Genomic DNA, 22,400 nt, shown 5'->3' with positions numbered 1-22,400 from the left:
ATTTAATAAATTTAATTTTTTTGATTTTGTATTATACTTTTTTTTCTATATCATATTAAGACTAGTATTGATCTATAATTTTTCAAAAAAATAAAGAATGGAAAAATTAAAATTTGAATACCTTATTAGTAAAAGAGTATTCAATCAAAAAATAAATGATGATTTATTTAAAATCGTATATAATTCAATGATACCGATCGAATCAACAGTTGAAGACTTTTCGAAAGTAATTTTGAAGCCGGATGCACACAGTTGGTGTGGCGGTGTATTTTCTGGACCGATAAAAAATGAAAATTGGATAAAATCTTCAATAATTGGGATGGATTTTGATAAGGGGAGAATCACTCTGAAAGAAGTATACTCAAAATTCAAAGAATTTGATATTATACCTAATTTACATTATGATACTTTCAGTAGTTCTGAACATGCGCACAAATTCAGAATTGTTCTTTTCTTTGATATTCCAATTACATGTATAAAAACATATGCAAAAATTATGAGAACTTTGGAAAAGTTGTTCTACACAGATCCCAACTGTAAAAATCCTTCTAGAATTTTCTATGGCGGAACGAATATCAATGTAACCAATTTAAATCCCCTTTCTCTCGAAAATTTCATTCAATTTATTGATATTAATACAATTGCTAGAGATAATAATCTTACTAGAAGTACTATTGATACTACTTCAATTGATGCTAATTTTTGTAATTCCTTATATAATGATAATAAGAATGTACATTTTTTAGCAACACATAATAAATTAAATTGTACTTCTATGGCAGGGGAACAGGTTATTGATTGGGATCAGGCGTGTGAAAAAATAAAAATCTTAAATGATTTCAATAGCGGAGAATGGTTATATCATCAAGAATTATTTGGATTGGCAACCAATCTCATGTATATGAGAGGTGGTTTAAAGAAGATGAAATCCATAATGAATAATTTTAACAAATCTGGTAAAACAAAATACTCCAAAAATAACTTTGCTATTTTACCTTATGTTAAACATAAAGAATATAATCCTATTCCGGTTCATCGGTTTTCATGCCGTCCCGAAGATCTGGATATTCATGATATTATTACTGAAGTTCGTAATATCCGTGGACGTATCGAGATTGTAAAACGAATCGAAAATATAAGTCTCAAAGAAGCGGAAGAGAAAATGATTTCAAAATTTAATGAGGTTATTTCAAATGAAGAATCCTGTAAGACCTATATTTTCTCGCTTCCAACCGCTATCGGTAAAACGAGGTTACTTGAAAATGTGGAAAATTGTATTGTTGCCTTGCCCACAAATCATTTGAAAAATGAAATAAAGGGAAGAATGAATGTAAATTATACTTATTCACCAGATACGATTCAGTTTAAAGATCCCTTTCTAAATAAAAAAATTGAATACTTTTATCAGATCGGATTACCGAAAAAATCAATGAAAACAATAAGGAATGTTGCTGAAGGAAAATATCCTTCAAGCAAAGGAGATGTGCAGTTGGCATTAGATTACTGTTCTCAACTTAAATTGTGTGATAATCCTCATATAACCGTTTTGTCCACCCATAAAAGAATAATCAATTCTGATCATCTTTTGCACAAAACCGTAATTTTTGATGAAGATCCTTTAAATACATTGGTTGAAATAAAAACAACTTCAATTAAAGATATAGCTGGAGTGCAGTATTTTTACAAACCTTTAAAATCGGTGACAGATCATCTTGCAAGTCTTAAAGAGGGAATTTATGAAACACCATTATTTAATATTGATCAGGATGATTTATTTAAATTTATTGATGATAAAAGAATTTTGGAAACCAATGTGTTTGATTTCCTCAACAGTAAATTCTTTATCAAACATGAAGATTCTATTCATTATATTATGAAAAAGGAACTACCGAAAAACGCAAAGAATATTATCCTTTCAGCGACCATTCCAATTGAGTTTTATAAGAGATTGTATCCAAATATTGAATTTGAATCTATTGACATAAGAAATGTGGAACAGGTTGGAAAGGTAATCCAATATACGGGACGTTCATGTTCAAGAAGTGGTCTGGAAAGATATGGCCAAATTATCAGTGAGGAAGTTGGGGATAAGAAAGTTATTACTTTTCAAAAATTTAAAGGATTATTCAAAAATCCTATACAGGATATACATTTTGGGAACTGTTCCGGATACGATTATCTTAGTGGTAAAGACTTAACTGTTATTGGAACTCCGCACCGAAACAATATTGAATATTTCCTTCTTGCCAAATTAATGGGGGTGAAATTCGATTACTTCAAGTCACCGTTCAGGTATCAAAAAATTGTATACAATGGGTTTAAATTTATGTTCAATACATTTGATAATGAAGAATTAAGGAATATTCAAATCCATTTAATAGAATCAGATTTAATACAGGCAGTTGGAAGGGCAAGAACTTTAAGAAATGAATGTATAGCAGAGGTTTATTCAGGACTTCCATTATCAATAGCCGACGAATTTATCATCAAAAAAAATCTGCATAATCATTAAAAGTCCCGTTTTCAGACAAAAAAATGGAAAAATTTTTATTTTTATTTTGAGGATGTGTTTCTTATCAAAGTTTTTTCCCAATTAAAATTTAAAATTACAAATTCTAAACTCCGGACAAAAAATTGGCAAAAATATTTTTTCACGATATCATCCCCTATCTTTTAATAAAAGTTAAAGGGGGCGGGACGGAGGAAGGATTTAAGGTAAGGGGGGCGGGGGTATAATAATCAGATGATAAGTATTTGAAAGGTGCTAGTAAGCACCTTTTTTATTGGTAATTGATATACTGTTTTGTTTTGCACCTATCCTGCGGTCGAATAAATTAAAACAAAAACTACATCTATTTTAAACGCTAAATAGTGCTAAAAAGCGTAGGCAGAAAGTCGATTTCGCCGTAAATTTAATCTGAAATTAAAATTACAACAAAATGAGGGTTAAATATAATAGAGTTTCTACTTTAGGTCAGACAGGAAATCGTTTTGAAGCAGATACGGATAAATATGATTTGGTTTTATTGGACAAAGTTTCAGGTACAGTAAATTTTAGAGATCGTGAAAAGGGACGGGAATTAATTCGATTAGTACAAGACGGGCTTGTTCGGGAGATTACATGTGAGGAGATTAGCCGTCTGGGTCGTAATACAAGAAATGTTTTGGAGACCCTGGAGGTCTTTGAGGAGCATGGGATTAATGTGGTGGTAAGAAACATGGGACTACAATCCCGACCTAATGGAGAGAAAAATCCTATATGGAAAGTTATAATTACCATAATCTCAAGTTTGTATGAACAGGAATTGAATAATCTAAGGGAAAGAATAAATGCCGGAAAATTAATAGCAAAACAGAGAAATGTGATTTTTGGGAGACCCAATGGAACAAATGAAAGTTATGCAACCTTTATCAATAAACCAAAAAATAAAAAGGCGTTAGAATATCTGAAAAAAGGAAGAACTTTGAGAGAGATTGGAAAACTCCTTAAAATGTCAACCAAAACAGTACAAAAAGTAAAAAAAGTTGCTACGAAACTTGAAATGATTTGATAAGAATTGTTTCATTTATAACAAATTACTTTTATATATAAAAAAATTAACGTTAATTTCATTTAGATGACGGTATTTTTTGTGCAAAATAATTTCATTTTTGAATGGTGAAAATTACAACAAACTTAATGTTCATAGTATTTAACAGTGAATTAAATTATTTTTCAATTTAAATTTAAGCCTGCAAATACTTACGACAAAAAATACTATAAATACACATTAAAAGTACCGTAAAATCATAATAATTACGTAAAAAAGAACATAGTTTTAAAGCATTTTTAAAATTTTTATATATCAGAAAAGACTGTATAAGAATTAATAAATTTTCAATATAGAAAAAGACTGACTATATTTGCTATAATTAGGATTATAAAAATCCAATTTTAAAGACATTTCGAACACATAGAATGCTTGTCTAACGACGTCCTCAAGAAAATCTGGTAAATTTTATTTGGAGGGATTATGTTAGCAGCTTCCATGTCATATCTATATGGCATGGGGATGCTACATTTTCGACTCCAACGGTTTACCAGAACCTTCTTGATAGAATTTGTTAGTAGTCCTCATGCTTTCTTTATTTAATAACAATTCTTTTTGGGACTGAAGAAATAAAAACTTTTAACAATGAAAAAAGTTTGTCTATCAATCTTAACTATCCTATCATTGACATCATGTTCAAATGGTGATTCCGAAACAACAGAAGAAAACAAAAATCAATCACAGCAATTCATCGGCAAATGGCACCGATACAAAACTGTTATCTTAAATGGAACAACCGATGTACCTTTAAATTCTTACAATCATGCGAAATGTGAAATAGAGGCAATACATGAGTTTACCTCCAATAGTAAATACCTGTTGACGAACTACGTTTTAAATTATTCGACTAACCAATGCCAGCAAATTGGAGGTGTTGAAACATACCCATATTCTTACAGTTCTTCAACCAACATATTAGATATTGATGGCGAGAAATACTACATAAAGCATAGTAATTCAAATGAACTTATTCTTCAAGATTATGACTATTATGATCAAAATGGTGACGGAACGAAAGATAAAAAGTTAGACTATTACAAAAAATAGAAAAACATACCATGAAGTTAATTGATTATCTTGAAAATTTTGACTTTGAGTCACTGATTTCCACAACTTTTTTGTTACCGTTTTTCTCTATTATCATAATAATAAAAATATTATCTGTAGTATTTTATTCCTTTGTAGCAGAACATGATGAAAAAGAGGTTCTTGAAGTTACGGTATTTTCTAATTGGTTTGCCTATTTCATATTTTCATTCTCAATGTTGATTGTTTATGATTATTTTGACAGGAAAGAAAAATCGAATTTCCGGTTTACGCATACAATAGTGACTGATGATCAGAACCGAAAATCTTCTGTAACTGATAACAGTGAAAATAATGAAACATTGGAAGAAGTCAATGGTGATAATAAAGATTCATCAACATTTTCACGGAACGATATTGTAATGTCAGAGGACGTAGAAGAGGTCGAAGAATATCAATATATTCCGTCTGAAAATGAACTTTTAAGTTTAGAAAAAGATCAACATTATCTTTCCGTTTTTAAGCAATTATGTTCAGAAGCAAAAAAAACTGAAAATTTAAAAGAAATTCCATCGTCACAAATTTGTGGTAATGAAGAAGGTAATTGCAAGTGGTGTGGAAATTCTTTTGTTCAAAATAAATATTTGAAACCCTCATATCAAGCAGTGGCTGACGAAATTGGTATTAGATTTATGTTTATAGGGGATGGTTGGAACTCTCCAAATATATATAAGTATGTAAAAGATTATGAAAAAGGTATAAAAGTTCAATGTGTAACTGCTAAGAAAGAATTTTGTTCTTTAAAATGTGAGAAGGAATTTAAAAACAACAGAGGCTACTAAGTTTTGAACTTCAGTCCATTAAAATTATAATAATTAATAACTAAATCAATGAAGAAATTATCTCTAATTGGAATTTTGATCAGTATTTTAGGAATCATTCTTTCGTTTGCTGTAATTGACAATCATACTAATTTCTACAATACATTACATGACGCATTAGGAATATCGTATGAAGATTTTGAAATTGATACACCAAAAATGAGAATATATAAAACGGCCTCCATTTTAGACCATGGAACAAATATTTGTTTTTTGTTAATGTTTCTCTTTGCATATCAACTTTTCATCTGTGTAAAAGTTTACCGCTCGAAAGATTAGAAATTATTTTGATGATTCGGCATTAATTCGAATTTACTACTATCAAGTAATATTAATACAACTTAAAAACCTGAAATAATTTTCAGGTTTTATTTTTTTATTCAAATTTATTTCTTGGCAGTCCAATTTCATGCTCCTGAGGATATGGTTTCCTAAAAGTCATACTGACATCCTCTTTAATTTGACGGTGAATATCATATTGTTTTTCTTTATCGTAAGAATACCGGGGATCGGGGATCATCGGCATCTTCGCCATTTTATGAATAGTAATGGTAGGAAAGTGAAAATCAACTTCAACTGTTCCGAGTAATAAATAACATCCACCTCCCTGAAAATCATATTCCTTTAAACTGTTTGGAAAATGTGCGGTGTCAAAATAATCACCGTTGACATCAATCCAAGTTCCAAAATACATCGTCCCTTTTTTAGTGGGAACGTGTTTTCTGGAAATAAGATATGCTAACATCTTTACTTGTTTTTTATGAAATTTCAATAAGTCTTTTACAAATACTGATCCTCTGTATTTTGTCTTTAATAAATCGAAAGGACTACATGACACCGGAAATCCAATTAACTCAATTTCATCAAATGCATCCTCGAAATTTTCTCTTTTTAGTTGTGGAAGTTTAAATTCCTGAACAGGTTCTTCAATTAACATCAAACCTCTATTCTCAGGTTTAAAATTTATTAATAGTAATCTTGCTTCAACTAGCAATTCATTTTTTGGTTTAAAAGTAAACCGGAATGCCCCAATAAAAATTAGAATCTGTATTGTTTCAATCCCAATATTAATCCGTCTGACGAAGTCTTCTAATGATTTATATTCTCCGTTAATTTCACGTTCCTTAACAATCTCATGTGCTGCTTTTGTTTCCAATCCTTCTAATAACATCAATCCCAAATAAATATCTGTTCCTTTTAGTATGGTTTGAAACTCACTTGAGTTAACACATGGAACCTGAATATTTCCCCCTGACATTTTCGCCTCATGAATATAAACTTCGGTACGGTAAAACCCTCCTTGGTTATTAATAACCGAAACCATAAATTCCAAAGGGTAATATACTTTTAAATAAAGACTTTGATAACTTTCTACTGCATAAGATGCTGAATGTGCTTTACAGAATGAATATCCTGCAAAAGACTCGATTTGCCTGAACGCCTCAGTAGTTAATTTTTCCGAATGTCCTTTTCTCTTACAGGAATTAAAGAAATTATCTTTCACCTGTTGAAGTTTTTTTAGTGATCTTCCTTTTCCACTCATTGCCCGTCTCAGGATATCGCCGTCAGCTAATGACAATCCCCCAAAATACTGTGCAATCTTAATTACATCCTCCTGGTAAACCATAATCCCGTAAGTCTCCTTTAAATTTTCCTCGAATACGGAATGGAAATATTCAAATTTATCAGGATTATTATGTCTGAAAATGTATTCTCTCATCATTCCACTTTGAGCTACTCCCGGTCTGATAATTGATGAAGCAGCAACGAGCGTTCGGTAATTATCACATTTTAATCGTCTTAACAATCCACGCATTGCCGGAGATTCGATATAGAAACATCCGATCGTTCTTCCTATTGCCAAATATTCATTGCATTTTACTTCATCTTTTGACAATGCTGTATCGCGAATATCCACCTTAATTCCTCTTGTCTTTTTAATGAGATTAACAGTATCATTAATAGTTCCCAATCCTCTTTGGGAAAGAATGTCAAATTTCTCAAGTCCGATATCTTCTGCCACATTCATATCAAACTGAACAATCGGAAATCCTTTCGGTGGCATTTCAAGTGCTGTATAATGAGTTATTGGTTCTTCCGAAATTAAGATTCCACATGAATGCATACTTCTTTGATTAGGGTACTTTTCTAGTAGCCTACCGTATTTCTGAACCATTTGCACAACAGAATTCCGGTCATGAGTTTCTATCGGTTTTGTAGCCAGATCATCCAACTCTTCCTTAGGCAAACCGAATACTTTTCCTACCTCTCTGAAAATTGATTTGTATTTAAACTCAACATTAGTCCCACAAAACGCAACATGATCTCTTCCATATCGGTCAAAAATATATTCCAATATTGTATCCCTGTTCTGCCAAGACCAATCGATATCAAAATCCGGTGGTGTTTTTCGGTTAAGGTTGAGAAATCTTTCAAAATAAAGATCCAGTTCCAACGGACAAATATCAGTAATTCCCAAACAGTAACTCACAATAGAATTTGCACCACTTCCCCGGCCCACATGCATAAACCCCATACTATTACTGTAACAGATGATATCCCACGTGATTAAAAAGTAAGAACAAAAATTAAGTTCATCTATTACTTTTAATTCTTTTTCAATTCTTTTCTTTGCGATTTCGTGATTTAACCCATATATTTTTTCTAAACCCGAATAGGCTAATCGGCTGAGAAGTTTCAGATCTTCTTCTTTGGATTTGGTATAAAATTTTTTATTTCTAACTTGTTTAAAATTAAACTCAAAATGACATGCATCAAGAATGTTTTTCGTATTGCTGATAATCTCAGGATATCTTTCAAAGATTTTTAAAAGTCTTTCTTCAGAAATAAAATATTCAGTTTGCCTGCAAATTTCTTTCTTTGTTAATTTTGAAAGTAATGTATTATTATCAATCGCCCGTAAAATTTTATGCAATTCATATTCTTCATCCGTTCCGAAGGTAATGGAATGAAGAACCACCATTTTGGTAATATACTTTTTATATTCAGGTCTGATTAAAAAATTCAGTTCATCGATCCGTACACCTATAAATTCATCTTCCTTCAAAATAGGCGGGATATTACTCATAGGATAGATCACAAAAACATTTTTAAATTCCGGTGCAACCTCTGACAGCTCCTTGTTTTCACAATTATATTCTGTGACGGTCTTATTCACTTCGCCTACCCCCGAAAATTCCTTTGCAACAGTAATGTAAAGAAGTTTGCCATCTTTTCTTACTTCCATTCCTACAATAGGTTTAATTCCTACTGCTTCACATTCTTTCTTAAAATCATAAATTCCGGTAACCGTATTGATATCGGTCAATACCAATTGTTTTACCTTTAATTCACTCGCCTGCTTTACCAATTCTTCAATTGATAAAGTACCGTAACGGAGGCTGTGATAAGAATGACAGTTCAAAAACATAATTGAAGTTTTTTAGCGTTTATTTTCTAAATCAAAACCTGAAGCACGACCAACTGCATCAATGCCGAATCGGTTTTTGAGATAATCCATTGTTTGATATAAACTCATCTGTTCTTCGGTATCTTCAAACAAATTCATTTGATGATTACCATGCACAAGTCCTGTAAACCTGATCCCTATTAATCTAAGTCTCATTCTTCTGGTGTAAACCTTATTGAAAAGTTCGAGTGCAACTCTTGATAAAGTATGATCAGCAGATGTATAAGGTACTTTACACTGTTTAGTTTCAGTATCGAAATTGGCATAACGTATTTTTACTGTTACTGTTGAAGTCAGCCATTTTTCCTGCCTTAATTGATAGGTTAATTTTTCCACCATACCGGATATGAGTCTTTTCAGTTCCACAACATCCATTGTATCATTTGTAAATGTGGTTTCCGTTGAAATTGATTTTCTCTCGGAATAGGGCACGACAGGATTTTCATCAATACCGTTCGCTTTCTTCCAAAGTTCTTTTCCATTAACTCCAATCATTTGTTGAAGAACAAGCACCGGCATTTCAGAAAGTGTGTGAATTGTACGGATTCCGATCCTTGATAATAATTGGAATGTTTTATCTCCAACCATAGGAATCTTTTTGATTGATAATGGATTTAGAAAAGGTTTTATTTCTGTCTCCTGGATTTCCAATCTTCCAACTGGTTTTGATTCTCCTGTCCCGATCTTTGAAACTGTTTTATTAGAAGATAATGCAAAACTTATCGGAAGTCCGGTTTCCTTAGTTACAGATGAAGCAATTTCTTTTGTCCATTGATAACAGCCGAAAAACTTATCCATTCCTGACAGATCCAGATAAAATTCATCAATACTTGCCTTTTCTATAACCGGAACTTTCTGCTGAATAATTTCTGTAACCGTATGTGATAAATTAGAATACAATTCGTAATCACCCCGAATAACTTTAGCATCGGGACATAATCGAAGTGCCATTTTTATTGGCATTGCAGAACGTACACCGAATCGTCTTGCTTCATATGAACATGATGCAACAACTCCTCGGTCACCACCTCCTATTATCAGAGGAATACCGTTTAATTGGGAGTTATTACGTCTCTCACAGGACACAAAAAATGCATCCAGATCCATATGTACAATCGCTCGTTTCACTTTACAAAATTAGAGACTATTTGTCCCAAAATTATTATATTTGTCGGTACAATTTGTCCCAATGTCAATTTTTGCAGATAATATAAGGTTTTTGAGAGGTAAGAAAGGATTATCTCAACAGAGTTTTGCTGATGAAATTCTTATCATCAGTCGGGATCGTTATTCAAAATATGAAAACGGTCGTTCGGAACCACCGTATGAAGTTTTAATTAAAATTTCAAAGTATTTCAATGTAAGTATTGACTTACTTCTAACTGTTGATATCAGAAAATACCCATTAGAAGATATTTTGAAACTCCCTGATAATCGGATTGTTTTACCTGTTGTTGTTGATAAATTAGGAAACAACAGTATTGAAATTGTCCCTCAGAAGGCATCTATGGGATATTTGTCCGGTTACAGTGATCCTGAATATATCGAAAGTTTACAGAGGATTTCATTACCTTTTCTCACTAATGGAAAATATAGGGCATTTCCCGCAAAAGGAGATTCAATGCCGCCATTCAAAGATGGTTCTTTTATTATTGGAAAATATATCGAAAATATTGAGGAATTGAAACCAAACAAAAGTTATGTTTTCGTAACACTCAATGATGGTATATCTTATAAAAGATTTAAAAATAAAAATGAAAAATCTATAATCGTAACTTCTGACAACTCATTTTATCAACCTTATGAGATTCCATTGGGAGAAATCGTTGAAATCTGGCAATACGCATCGGGGATCTTCCCAGAAGATTTTGAACCGGATAATCTTGATAATTATAATATACAAGAAATGTTTTTAATCTTAAGAAATGATATTAAGAGAATAAATGATAAAATATTTGATAAAATTATATAACATTTTGAAAAATCCGTAAATTAGAACAAACTAATAAATAAAACCATGAAAAAATTAACAATTTTTATTTCTTTGCTATGTTGTTCTTTACTTTATTGTCAAGATGACGAATATTTAAAGCTAAATAATATTCTAAAAGAAATTAATAATACTGATCCAAAAGAAATTAACAACTCAATATCACAACTAAAATATTTATCACAACAAACAAATAATCAAGATTTAAAAACTAAAATTATAGAAGTAATAGAGACTTTGAAAAGTCTAAAAACTTCAATTCTTCAGCTCCGTCCAATTGTAAAAGAATTTCACGAATTTCCAATTACTGAAAGAGAAAAATTTATCATTTCTAAAGATCTCAAAACAGATATTATTTATATCAGACCTAAAAGCTATATCAATATGAACATTTTCCCTATTTTGGTAATATCCCAAGACAAGGTGAAAATGAGATTTATAACAAGGTATATTAGTAAAAATCCAATCAATTTTACTAAAGCTTTATTTACAATTGAAGGTGATAATTATAACTATGATCCACAAGAATTAATTATAAAAAAAGATTCGAATTCCAATACAATTGAAGAATCAGATATTTCCGTTGATGATAATTTATATTTAGTTCTTAACAAAATCATGATATCAAATGAGGAAGTAATGTATAGTTTATTTGGTAAGAAAATATGGCATATAGAAATGATGCAATCTGAAAAAGATGCTATTCGGAATATCATTTTCCTATACTTAGATATGGTAGTAAGAAAATAATATTAATTCCTTAACTTATATTGAACAGCTGATTTGTATATTAGATTTCTACTAAATTATATTAATCTTTGATCTAAAATATGTATTAATATATTTAAAATCTCAACATGATCTCTTACATTTCTCAAAAAAATGGAATTAACAATTTCTGTATTTGTGAAGATAGTTTGACGGCAAGTATATTTGATTTAATTAAATATTTGCCATCTGAATACATCATAAAAATTATTAAAAATAGTCTTCTACACGATAAAATACCCAATGATTGTGGGGTATTTCTCAATATTTCTTTTTGGGATAAATGGAATCCAAAAAACACCACTAATGAAAAATATGTAGAACCTGACATTTTTTTACGGCTTGAAAATATAGATATAATTATTGAAGCAAAAAGATTTGATTATTTCCAACAATATGATGATCAGATGAAAAAGGAAATTACAGCATATTTCAATGAATATGGTAGTGAAAACAAAGATTTATATTTTATTCAATTAGGTGGCATATATGACCATGATGATAATGACGACTTGATAGACGTATTTTATCCAAATAAATCAATAAAAGTTTGTAAAACAACCTGGACTAATTTGTTAAATACTATAATATATTTTAAGGAACAAATACAATTTAAAAATCATCTAAATGAACAACATATTATAAGAATTTTTGATGATATGATTAAAGCATTTGAAATACATCAATTTTATAAAATTGAATGGTTAAGCAATTTAAAGAAGGTCTTAATAAAGCAAGTCAAATTTAAAGCATTAAATTATAGTAAACCTCAAATGACAAATTGGTTATCAGAATTGTCTCATCAAAAAATTAACATCACCAACCAAATAACATTATTTCCCTATGCAAGATTTAAATGACACTTTAATAGAAGTTAGAAAGGCTTACCGATTAATTTATGATTATCAAAAAAGAATTTTAGATCTCATTAGCTTCATTAAAGGTAGATATGATTTTATATATTTAGGTGGGTTTTCCAAATTCAGTAATGTTTCACCAAGGAATGGTTCAGGAGATTTAAAATCTTGGTCATGGGATTGGTTAAATCTTTATTACTATGAGTTCCATTTTCAAAAAAAGATTATAGATAAAGATGAAATAAGATTTTCTATTTTTTTAATGTCAGATTCCGGATATTTTGATAAAAAGAAAGAAAATACTATCCAAAAGATTAATCCTGATTTATTTTTGGAGCCTGAAGCATCTAAAACCAAACTGATTTTTGTAATTGGGAAAAATACATGGGGATCATTTGGAAATGACAATTGGAATAATACAAATTTTACAACCGAAAATTACGGTTATGAAAAAGATGAAAAAGGGGTGATGCTATTTAAAAGTTATGATTTAGAAAAATTTGTAGACGAAAATACCGCTAATCAAACACTTTTTGATTTTCAATCTTACTGCAAAAATTATGATATTAATTTATCTGTTATCGAACGAAAATTTGTTTAATTTAATAAAAGCTATATTCAAAATTGTATAATACTTTTATTACCAATACATTTAAGCATAATCAAAAATGAAACTTTTACCCTACACAATTGAAAAAATTATTCCATACATTGTTAAAGCGAAAAGTGGAAAAGAGATTGTCAGATTTTTTAATAATTATGGCATAAGAGATATCTACGATGAAATTGGACTCCCTGATATAGGAAAGTCAAAAGGACAAAGACCATCAAAAACTGAATATGTACGTAAAAGATTAAATGAATTAAATGATAGCCAAAATTTCAGACAACTTTTAAATTCTTTTATTAGAGATAATAAATCCAGTATATCTGATTTCCAAGAAATATTAAATTCTGAAAATTATGGAATTGAAGAAGTTGATGGAGAATATAATATACAAGGTGGCGTAATTATTAAAAAACAACCTATTATAAATGAAGCTCACTTTCAGGATATTCAAACTAAAATTTTAAAAGCTTTAGATAGTGCAGAGGTATCCATTACTTTAGTTATGGCTTGGTTTACAAACAATATTCTATTTCAAAAAATAATCGAAAAACAAAAAGAGGGTATTGAGGTAAAGCTTGCTATTTATGATGATGGTATTAATAGAAAATTTGGGGTGGATATTTCTCAAGTTCCACATACTAAAATTAAAAAGGGAACAAGAGGCGGTCTTATGCATAATAAATTTTGTGTAATAGATAATCAGATTGTCATAACAGGATCATATAATTGGTCTGATAATGCAGAATTTAGAAATGATGAAAATATAACAGTAGAATATGATCCAAAACAAGCAAGTAAGTATTCAGTCGAATACAGAAGATTAACTTCTCAATAACCTCCCTATACTTGATTTAGTAGTAAACCGACAATTTGAATAAGAATCCACTTATTTTCACAAAATCATAAGTTTTATGGTAAATCGTAATTTTTTTCTAATTTTCTGATTATATTTGAAATATAAAAACTAAAACCTGAAATTGCAAACATGATGGATGAAAATTTAACATCTTCAAAATTTGATTTACTCACAATTGTTAATTTTGTTGCCCCTTCTCTTCAAGATATTAAGCTAGAAGTAGATGAACTTAGAAACAGTCACCCGAAGTTAAATAATAGTGAATTATCTAAAAAGTATTCTAAAAAAATAATAAGAAACTATACAAGTATTGGTATTGCATCTGCCTTACCAAGTGTAATTCCTGGCATTGGAACTATCGGACAAGTTGCTATTGAAGGGACTACGGTTACTGCAGATTTAACACTCATGCTCAGATTGATGGCTAAAATCTGTTATGGAATTGGAGTTATAAATAACAAAGATATGGAACAGGGATTTAATCAAGATTTTATTTACATTTTAGGTATTTGGAGTGGTGTAATTTTATCAGCAAAAGTAGCCACTGAAAAAATTGGCACTAAAGTAGCAATTGTTCAATTTAACAGGAATGTATCAGGTCAAATGCTACAAAAAATAAATAGAAGGGTTGGTACTACCATTCTTACTAAATGGGGCACCAAAAGAGGAGGTATTGCGTTAGGAAAATTAATACCATTCGGTGTCGGAGCAACTGTTGGTGGAGGGTTTAATTATTATACAATGAGTGGGTTTTCTAACGCCGCTATAAAACATTATGAATCTGAACACGATAATGAATATATAATTATCTAATATTATCTCAGGTGGTAGCAATTGTGGTAGCAAACATAAATCTCCAACTGTTAACAACTATAAATACAGGAAAGTTTTATATCCTCCAACTCCACACAAAACCCTGTAAATTAACGGTTTACAGGGTTTTATTTAGATACTAATAAGCATATGCTATAAAATTAAAACTATCTCTATAAATTATCAATTTCTAATCCCTTGAAGAATGTATTAAAAATTAATCAGGACTAAGTTCTATAGTATTATAATCATCATAAAGCTTTCTTAACTTTCTTTCCGATTCTCGAAGAGTTTCAGGATCTTCCTTCACTATACTTTTATAAGCATTCATATCAAGAATCATGTTCTTTCGCCACATATAAACCTTTTCTTTTTTAACTGGTTTTTTTAATTTATAGGAATTTGCAAAAGGGCAAAGTCCTTTCCTTTTTTTGAATTTATACAATTTATAGTGGAATTCATCTTTATCGTCGTACAGTTCTACGATAAGACCAGGAAGTTTATTAAATTTATAAGGTCCAAAATTTAATGGAATCTTAGGATTAAAATAGGCGATCCAGTTTCTTCCGTATTTGGTAGTAATTGCTTTCTGACATTTGGCATTTCCAATGGTTTTGAATTCATTAACCAATTTCCAGTTTATATTATTAGACTCTTCATATGCTGCAAATCCTTCTGATATAGGAGACGTGACATATATCTTTCCTAAAGTAATGCCGATATTTTCAGGGTACTCACTAGTGTATTTTAAATTATTAAGAGAGTTTTCATTTTCTTTTATTTTTTTATAGTACATTAAAGAATCACCAACATAAACATTCATGCTTTTGAAATAAGACTCTTTATTATTCATAAGTAAAATGAATGTTGTTAAGCGTGGCTCTTTTTCGCTTTTTATTAATTTATAATCTAAAGTATATCTGGCTTCATATTCTGTCGAAAAGTTTTTTTGAGATTTGCATATTATAGAAGTAAATATTAAAATAAAAATTGTTATTATTTTCATAGTCTTAAAAAGCCACCTAATTTAAGTAGCTTTATCATTTCAGTTAGTAAAAAATTATGATTTTTTGGGGATATACGCCACATTGAACGTAATTAATTTGGGAAAGTATGAGTTCTAAAGCGCTGTTAGAAACACTTGAATTTGTTTCTACCTGTACCACTCTTCCATATGAGGTTCTAAAGGGGAACGTATATGAAGCATATACAGACATTGTACCAACTATAAGCATTGCTACAGTAAATAATTTTTTCATAATTGTAATTTTTAAAATTTAACAAACAAATATAAAATATAATGTTATACAGCATAAATATATTTTTTTATGTTAAATATTGTAATCATATAGTAATCGGAATTACTTGATTCAATACGCGCATGATGATAAGTTGATAAGAGTTTTCAGTAATCATTCAGTAAATAAAAAATAAAACACAACACCTTTTGTCGTATTACTTATATAAGTTTGTCAAGAAAAAGCAATTATATAATTTAAAACAACAATATTTAAATCTCAATAAAAAAGTATAATGGGAATTTTAAAAATTTCATGATAGTATCTTGAAATGACGGATATAAATGTATAGGAAAAAATCAATTGAACAATTCTTCAAGTCATCACACACAATATATGAAAGACAGAAGCATATCGGAATTGTATTTAACACAAAATATGAAGGCTATACTGTTTATTTGCTTTTAATATGCTCTATACTACTATTTATATACATAGTAATATTAATATAAAAAGTATTAAAACATATAATCAAAACACAAAAATATAATAACCTTAACTAATAACTAAGACTTACCTAATCATTCTACTTTTTCAATAGTAATAGCCTACCACACCCCCTCCGTACAAACACCTAATCCTCCAATTGGTCATTTCCACGCTATTCCAGATGTTTTTTTCTGCGTTAATTTGACCTACAAAACAACCTATAAAAAACAAACATCATGGAAGCAAACACAAGCTACAACGCAAATTCTACAGGAGAATTAAAATTAGGAGGAGGTGCTCAGTTCTGGGTATATCTTTCACCACAAAACAACACGGCTAAAGTAATCGGACAGTGGAGAGTAACCTTTTCACAAGGAAACTGGAAAGACATGATCTCCAGTGAAAACCCAACCAAGCAGCTTCAGACTCCGGGCCTTTCAGGAATTTTTGATATTAAAGTAGAATTGTTAAGCGGTTCTACCGGAACATGGAGAGAAATCCCGGCTCAGGAAGGAAGCAGAAACCAGATCGGATGCAACTCCAACTGCGCTTCTATGGTAGGAATCGTGGCAGATAGTACAGACCCGGCTCCGGGAGCGATCAATGCGCACTTCTGGACAACATGGGATGCATTCTGCAAAGCATAAACCTGCTGTCATCTGAAATACTATTTATTTTCACCAATGATTTGGTGGGATGATTTTATCAACTTAATGAGACTGTTTCAAAAGTGTCATCCTGAATGCAATGCAGTAAAATGAAGAATCTAAGATTTAATTTCTAATAGATTCTTCGTTCCTCAGAATGACAAATCCAATAATTGGATTTGAAACAGTTTCATTTATTTTTTTATTCTTTTTATTTTTCCTGAATTCCCAGGGAGCAATCGCATTTACATCACTCCACAAACCCAGCTTCTTATGTTTTGCTTCATCCTGAAGTTTCTGAAGCTCTGTATTTTGGGAAGCTTTGAAATACCACCACCCGAATCCGGCTTTCACAATTTCCTTTGACAAATATTTATCACCGTCGTAGAAAACGCCCGCAACACTTCTTCCGTAGCGATCCTTTCCTACTTTATAAAAAACAACCGTTTTTCCGAAAACCTGAGCAGCGGTAAATTGCCTCGCATTGCTCCCGAAGGCCTGTCCGTTTTCGGGGCAGTCGACTTCCGCAAGCCGTAATGTTTGCTGCGATTTGTTTGCCAGTAAAACAACTATCGTATCACCATCCTTTATTTTAATGACCTTCCCTTTAATCTGCGCCGACAGAGATGCCACAACGAAAACGAAAATACCGCAAATAATTTCTTTCATTACATGTAAAAATAAGATGCAAAACTAATGATAATCTGCTACACATTTTAAAATACGCATTACTTAACGTGCAAAATTTTTATCAGATTATCATAAAGATATTGAGCATTTTTTATAGATAAATGACATTACGAGACAACAAAATATAAAGCTCTGATAACTAAAAGACTAACCCGGAACACAACAAAATACATCCCTATGCACCATAAAAAGCGTGAAAAAAATGTTTTATCGTAAAGAATTTTATATATTTGCACCATCTAACAATTAAAAAAAAATTTACTATGTCAGACATTGCATCAAGAGTAAAAGCTATCATCGCTGATAAGCTTGACGTTGAAGAAACAGAAGTAACTCCTGAAGCCAGCTTCACAAACGATTTAGGAGCTGATTCATTGGATACAGTTGAACTAATCATGGAGTTTGAAAAAGAATTCAACATTCAAATCCCTGATGATCAGGCTGAAAAAATTACTACTGTAGGACACGCTATCGCTTATATCGAAGAAGTAGTAAATAAATAATATTCTTCAACAAAAGAAAATTAAACTAAGTTTATGGAATTAAAAAGAGTAGTTGTAACCGGTTTTGGAGCAATAACACCGATTGGAAATAATGCTAAAGAATACTGGGAAAATCTTGTAAAAGGTGAGAGCGGTGCCGCTCCGATTACTCTTTTTGATGCCACAAACTTTAAAACAAAATTCGCCTGCGAGGTAAAAAATTTCGATCCGCTTCAGTATTTCGATAAAAAAGAAGCAAAAAAAATGGATAGAAATACGCAACTCGGGCTGGTAGCTGCAAGAGAAGCAGTAGAACATTCAAGAATTATTGAAGACAGCGTAGACAAAAACAGAGTCGGCGTAATCTGGGGCTCCGGAATCGGTGGTCTGGAAACATTTGAAACCGAAGTGTTGGGATGGGCCAATACGGAAATTCCGAGATTCAACCCTTTCTTTATTCCTAAAATGATTGCTGATATCACACCGGGACACATTTCTATAGAATATGGCTTCCACGGTCCCAATTACACTACAGTCTCTGCGTGTGCCTCTTCGGCTAATGCTTTAATTGATTCCAAAATGCTGATCCAGCTTGGTAAAGCAGACGTTATTGTTTGTGGGGGCTCTGAAGCAGCCGTTACGGCAAGCGGTGTCGGCGGATTCAATGCAATGATGGCATTATCTACAAGAAACGACGATCCTAAAACAGCATCAAGACCCTTCGACAAAGACAGAGATGGATTTGTTCTGGGTGAAGGCGCAGGATGTATCATTCTTGAAGAATATGAACACGCTGTAAAACGTGGTGCAACAATTTATGCAGAATTAAAAGGCGGAGGTCTGAGTGCAGATGCACATCACATGACGGCACCGCATCCTGAAGGATTAGGCGCTTTTCTGGTAATGAAAAACTGCCTGGAAGATGCAGGGCTAACTGCTGATGAAGTAGATCATATCAATATGCACGGTACTTCTACTCCATTAGGAGACATTGCAGAATCCAATGCCATTTCAAAGTTATTGGGAGAGCATGCTTTTGACATTCAGATTAATTCTACAAAATCAATGACCGGCCACCTGCTGGGTGCTGCAGGAGTTATTGAAGCTATTGCTGCGTTGGGAACAATTATTCATGGTATTGTTCCTCCTACCATCAACCATTTTACGGATGATGAAAATATCGACAGCAGACTGAATTTTACATTCAACGAAGCTGCGAAGAAAGACGTAAAAGTAGCCATGAGCAATACTTTTGGATTTGGCGGGCACAACGCCTGCGTTCTATTTAAGAAAATCTAAATCTACTGAATGGAGTTACAGAAATACTTTTCTAAATTCCTTCTCAAAAAAAGAAAAAGAAAATTAACGGAGAGAGATTATTTTCTCAGTACCGAATTGAATAAAATTCTGGGTACTGAGGTGCAGAATGTTGCTCTTTACCGCGAAGCTTTTTCATTGAAAAACTCTTCTAAAAACAGAGACAGCAATTATGAAAGGCTGGAATTTTTAGGAGATTCTGTTTTGGGCACAATCATTTCATGCCACTTGTTTCAGACGTATCCTCAGGCTAATGAAGGCTACCTGACCCAAATGAAATCCAAGATTGTGAATAGGAAGAATCTTAATAAATTAGGAGAAGATCTAAAACTTACCGACCTTTTGCAAAAACAGGCTTCTGTAGCATTGGGCGAAAATATTTCCGGAAATTTATTTGAGGCCCTCATCGGGGCTGTTTACCTGGATTTTCAATATGAAACATGCAGGAAGATTATTTTAGAGAGGCTTCTTACGCCCACTGAAATGAATAAGCTTGAAAATAAAATTGTAAGCTACAAAGGTCTCCTGCTCGAATGGAGCCAAAAGAAAAAATTAAATATAAAGTATGAAACCTGTGAAGAAATACAGGTAAACAAATCGATTGTCTTTCGTTGCCACGTGTGGCTGGGAGAAGAAAAAATCGCGAACGCTACCGAAACCTCCAAGAAAAAGGCGGAAGAAAAAGCAGCACAAAGAGCATTTTATATTTTAAACAAAAAAGAAAATATACTTGGAAATTCAAAAGCTTTATGATCTCGGCGAAACAGAATTTGAAGATGTTACCATAGGACTGGTAAGATTAGCCAAAAATGTACCCGATCATGAGTTTTTCTTTAAAGTAAATCAACAAAATGATCTGACTTTTAAACGGATTGATGACCTCATCTATCACGGGTCTTATTATGATTACTTTTTTCCAAGATTTGAAGCATATCATAAGTTTACAAAAACCTGCTTCACTTTCATCTCCAACCGATCTTCGGAAAGTAAACAAAAAAAACTACAGACCGAGCTTTTTACAGGAGAAGAAAATATTAAGTTTTTATTAAATAATCACATAGAAGTACAATATATTTTGCATAGTTCGGAACAGTTTCCTGATTTTTCCGTAATTTTGCTCCCTGAAAATCTTGTATTTCCTATTCAAGATTATACACTAGGTTCTGAGGAAGAACTTTATCAAATTATCCAGTATTATGAATAAGTATTTAAAGAAGACAAAAATTATCGCAACACTTGGTCCGGCTTCATCGTCGAAGGAAGTAATGTTAGGGTTAATGAAAGCAGGTGTTGACATTTTCAGAATCAATTTTTCACACGCTGATTACGATTTAGTTCGTTCAAATATTGAAATCATCAGAGAACTTAATAAAGAGTACGGTTTTTCTGTTGGTATTTTGGGAGACCTGCAGGGCCCAAAATTGAGAGTTGGGGTCGTAAAGGAAGGTTCTTACCTTAATCCGGGCGATATCCTTACCTTCACGAATGAAAAGATTGAAGGAGATTCTACAAAAGTTTACATGACGTACCAGCAGTTTCCTCAGGATGTAAAAGTTGGGGAAAGAATCCTGATTGATGATGGAAAGCTGGTGTTGGAAGTTACGGAAACCAACCTTATCGATACTGTAAAAGCAAAAACCATTCAGGGTGGACCTTTAAGCTCTAAAAAAGGGGTTAATCTTCCGAACACAAATGTTTCTCTTCCTGCGTTAACGGAAAAGGATATCCAGGATGCCAACTTCATGCTTGACCAGGATGTCGACTGGATCGCACTTTCTTTTGTGCGCCACGCTCAGGATATTATCGACCTGAAAGAATTAATTGCAAAACACCCGAACGGAAAATTCAAAACGCCGATTATTGCTAAAATTGAAAAGCCGGAAGGAGTAAAAAATATTGACGAAATTTTATTGGAATGCGACGGTTTAATGGTTGCCCGCGGAGATTTAGGTGTTGAAGTTCCGATGGAGGAAGTCCCGGCTATCCAGAAGACTCTGGTAGAAAAAGCAAGGTTCTATTCTAAGCCTGTAATTATTGCTACACAGATGATGGAAACCATGATCAACAGCCTTACGCCAACAAGAGCTGAGGTAAACGACGTTGCCAACTCTGTATTGGATGGTGCCGATGCGGTAATGCTTTCAGGAGAAACTTCTGTGGGAAGATATCCGGTGCAGGTGGTAGAAAATATGACCAAAATTGTAAAAAATATTGAGACCACTCATTTTTACCAGCACAGAAATGAACCAATAGAAAAAGATTTCAACTGTATAGATGAGAGATTTATTACGAACAGGGTTTGTCTGGCAGCGGTAAGAATCGCAAAAACGACTAATGTTTCTGCAATTGTTACGTTGACTAGTTCCGGCTATACTGCGTTCCAGTTAGCAGCTCACAGGCCGAACTCTCACATTATCGTGTACAGCGGAAACAAAAGGGTAATCACCATGCTGAACCTTCTTTGGGGTGTTCATGCATACTATTATGATATGAAGAAATCTACTGATGAAACGATTATCCAGGTAAATATGCTTACGCATAATTATGGATATATTGAAGCAGGAGATTTTGTGATCAACATCAATGCCACTCCGTCATACGAAGGCGGAAAAACAAATACATTAAGATTAACTACCGTTTAATTTAAATGTAGTTTTATTATTGGTAATGCCGTCAA

General features: G+C 32.0%; 20 protein-coding genes. 16 read left to right on the top strand and 4 right to left on the bottom strand.

Annotated features, from left to right (window positions below):
* Positions 1-97 precede the first annotated feature (97 nt).
* The 4 genes from SOP96_RS02680 (at position 98) to SOP96_RS02665 (ending at position 5,458) form a co-directional block, all read left to right on the top strand.
* Entirely contained in the window at positions 98-2,512 is a 2,415-nt protein-coding gene (locus SOP96_RS02680; RefSeq protein WP_326319683.1) for a hypothetical protein, read from the top strand.
* A 427-nt stretch (positions 2,513-2,939) separates the two neighbouring features.
* On the top strand, positions 2,940-3,551 hold the full coding sequence (locus tag SOP96_RS02675; RefSeq protein WP_326319682.1) for a recombinase family protein: 612 nt from the start codon (positions 2,940-2,942) through the stop codon (positions 3,549-3,551).
* 624 nt (positions 3,552-4,175) lie between these two features.
* Positions 4,176-4,637 carry a hypothetical protein gene (locus SOP96_RS02670; protein WP_326319681.1) on the top strand — a complete coding sequence of 154 codons (462 nt, stop codon included), beginning with the start codon at positions 4,176-4,178 and terminating at the stop codon, positions 4,635-4,637.
* Between the two features lie 11 nt (positions 4,638-4,648).
* Positions 4,649-5,458 (top strand): hypothetical protein, encoded by an 810-nt coding sequence (locus SOP96_RS02665; RefSeq protein WP_326319680.1) that lies wholly within the window; start codon positions 4,649-4,651, stop codon positions 5,456-5,458.
* 415 nt (positions 5,459-5,873) lie between these two features.
* Here the strand turns inward: SOP96_RS02665 and SOP96_RS02660 are convergent, their stop codons facing one another.
* Together SOP96_RS02660 and dinB are read right to left on the bottom strand one after the other, a co-directional pair.
* The gene (locus SOP96_RS02660) at positions 5,874-8,927 is read right to left on the bottom strand and encodes a DNA polymerase III subunit alpha (RefSeq protein ID WP_326319679.1); all 3,054 of its coding nucleotides are present in this window, start codon (positions 8,925-8,927) and stop codon (positions 5,874-5,876) included.
* A gap of 12 nt (positions 8,928-8,939) precedes the next feature.
* Positions 8,940-10,094 carry a DNA polymerase IV gene (gene dinB / locus SOP96_RS02655; protein WP_326319678.1) on the bottom strand — a complete coding sequence of 385 codons (1,155 nt, stop codon included), beginning with the start codon at positions 10,092-10,094 and terminating at the stop codon, positions 8,940-8,942.
* A 61-nt stretch (positions 10,095-10,155) separates the two neighbouring features.
* Here dinB and SOP96_RS02650 point away from each other — a divergent pair, with 61 nt between their 5' ends.
* The 6 genes from SOP96_RS02650 to SOP96_RS02625 all read left to right on the top strand — a co-directional run bounded on the left by SOP96_RS02650 (position 10,156) and on the right by SOP96_RS02625 (position 14,860).
* Positions 10,156-10,938 carry an XRE family transcriptional regulator gene (locus SOP96_RS02650; protein WP_326319677.1) on the top strand — a complete coding sequence of 261 codons (783 nt, stop codon included), beginning with the start codon at positions 10,156-10,158 and terminating at the stop codon, positions 10,936-10,938.
* A 45-nt stretch (positions 10,939-10,983) separates the two neighbouring features.
* Entirely contained in the window at positions 10,984-11,706 is a 723-nt protein-coding gene (locus tag SOP96_RS02645) for a hypothetical protein (RefSeq protein WP_326319676.1), read from the top strand.
* 107 nt (positions 11,707-11,813) lie between these two features.
* The gene (locus SOP96_RS02640; protein WP_326319675.1) at positions 11,814-12,584 is read left to right on the top strand and encodes a hypothetical protein; all 771 of its coding nucleotides are present in this window, start codon (positions 11,814-11,816) and stop codon (positions 12,582-12,584) included.
* Positions 12,568-13,182, top strand: a complete 615-nt coding sequence (locus tag SOP96_RS02635) for a hypothetical protein (RefSeq protein ID WP_326319674.1) — start codon at positions 12,568-12,570, stop codon at positions 13,180-13,182. The genes SOP96_RS02640 and SOP96_RS02635 overlap by 17 nt, the downstream gene beginning before the upstream one ends.
* Positions 13,183-13,249: 67 nt before the next feature.
* Complete coding sequence (locus SOP96_RS02630; RefSeq protein WP_326319673.1) at positions 13,250-14,026, top strand: phospholipase D-like domain-containing protein; 777 nt, start codon at positions 13,250-13,252, stop codon at positions 14,024-14,026.
* Between the two features lie 150 nt (positions 14,027-14,176).
* Positions 14,177-14,860 (top strand): hypothetical protein, encoded by a 684-nt coding sequence (locus SOP96_RS02625; protein ID WP_326319672.1) that lies wholly within the window; start codon positions 14,177-14,179, stop codon positions 14,858-14,860.
* 217 nt (positions 14,861-15,077) lie between these two features.
* Here the strand turns inward: SOP96_RS02625 and SOP96_RS02620 are convergent, their stop codons facing one another.
* The gene (locus SOP96_RS02620; RefSeq protein WP_326319671.1) at positions 15,078-15,866 is read right to left on the bottom strand and encodes a GLPGLI family protein; all 789 of its coding nucleotides are present in this window, start codon (positions 15,864-15,866) and stop codon (positions 15,078-15,080) included.
* A 957-nt stretch (positions 15,867-16,823) separates the two neighbouring features.
* Here SOP96_RS02620 and SOP96_RS02615 point away from each other — a divergent pair.
* On the top strand, positions 16,824-17,234 hold the full coding sequence (locus SOP96_RS02615; RefSeq protein WP_326319670.1) for a hypothetical protein: 411 nt from the start codon (positions 16,824-16,826) through the stop codon (positions 17,232-17,234).
* Between the two features lie 126 nt (positions 17,235-17,360).
* Here the strand turns inward: SOP96_RS02615 and SOP96_RS02610 are convergent, their stop codons facing one another.
* Positions 17,361-17,903, bottom strand: coding sequence for a thermonuclease family protein (locus SOP96_RS02610; RefSeq protein ID WP_326319669.1), 543 nt, complete (start codon positions 17,901-17,903; stop codon positions 17,361-17,363).
* A 284-nt stretch (positions 17,904-18,187) separates the two neighbouring features.
* On the opposite strand from SOP96_RS02610, the gene SOP96_RS02605 reads away from it, so the two are divergent.
* The 5 genes from SOP96_RS02605 to pyk are packed head-to-tail and all read left to right on the top strand — an operon-like array spanning position 18,188 to position 22,365.
* Positions 18,188-18,427, top strand: coding sequence for an acyl carrier protein (locus SOP96_RS02605; RefSeq protein ID WP_002976354.1), 240 nt, complete (start codon positions 18,188-18,190; stop codon positions 18,425-18,427).
* Positions 18,428-18,460: 33 nt separating this feature from the next.
* The gene (gene fabF, locus SOP96_RS02600) at positions 18,461-19,705 is read left to right on the top strand and encodes a beta-ketoacyl-ACP synthase II (protein WP_326319668.1); all 1,245 of its coding nucleotides are present in this window, start codon (positions 18,461-18,463) and stop codon (positions 19,703-19,705) included.
* A gap of 9 nt (positions 19,706-19,714) precedes the next feature.
* Positions 19,715-20,476 (top strand): ribonuclease III, encoded by a 762-nt coding sequence (gene rnc, locus SOP96_RS02595; RefSeq protein WP_326319667.1) that lies wholly within the window; start codon positions 19,715-19,717, stop codon positions 20,474-20,476.
* Positions 20,454-20,927: an IPExxxVDY family protein gene (locus tag SOP96_RS02590; protein ID WP_326319666.1), complete on the top strand. Its 474-nt coding sequence runs from the start codon at positions 20,454-20,456 to the stop codon at positions 20,925-20,927. The genes rnc and SOP96_RS02590 overlap by 23 nt, the downstream gene beginning before the upstream one ends.
* Positions 20,920-22,365 (top strand): pyruvate kinase, encoded by a 1,446-nt coding sequence (pyk, locus tag SOP96_RS02585; RefSeq protein ID WP_326319665.1) that lies wholly within the window; start codon positions 20,920-20,922, stop codon positions 22,363-22,365. The genes SOP96_RS02590 and pyk overlap by 8 nt, the downstream gene beginning before the upstream one ends.
* Positions 22,366-22,400: the final 35 nt, after the last annotated feature.

Source organism: Chryseobacterium salviniae (assembly GCF_035819015.1).
In the GTDB taxonomy this organism is placed as follows: Bacteria; Bacteroidota; Bacteroidia; order Flavobacteriales; family Weeksellaceae; genus Chryseobacterium; species Chryseobacterium salviniae.
Note: the sequence above shows the minus strand (reverse complement) of the source record. Positions and strands in the feature narration are given on the sequence as shown.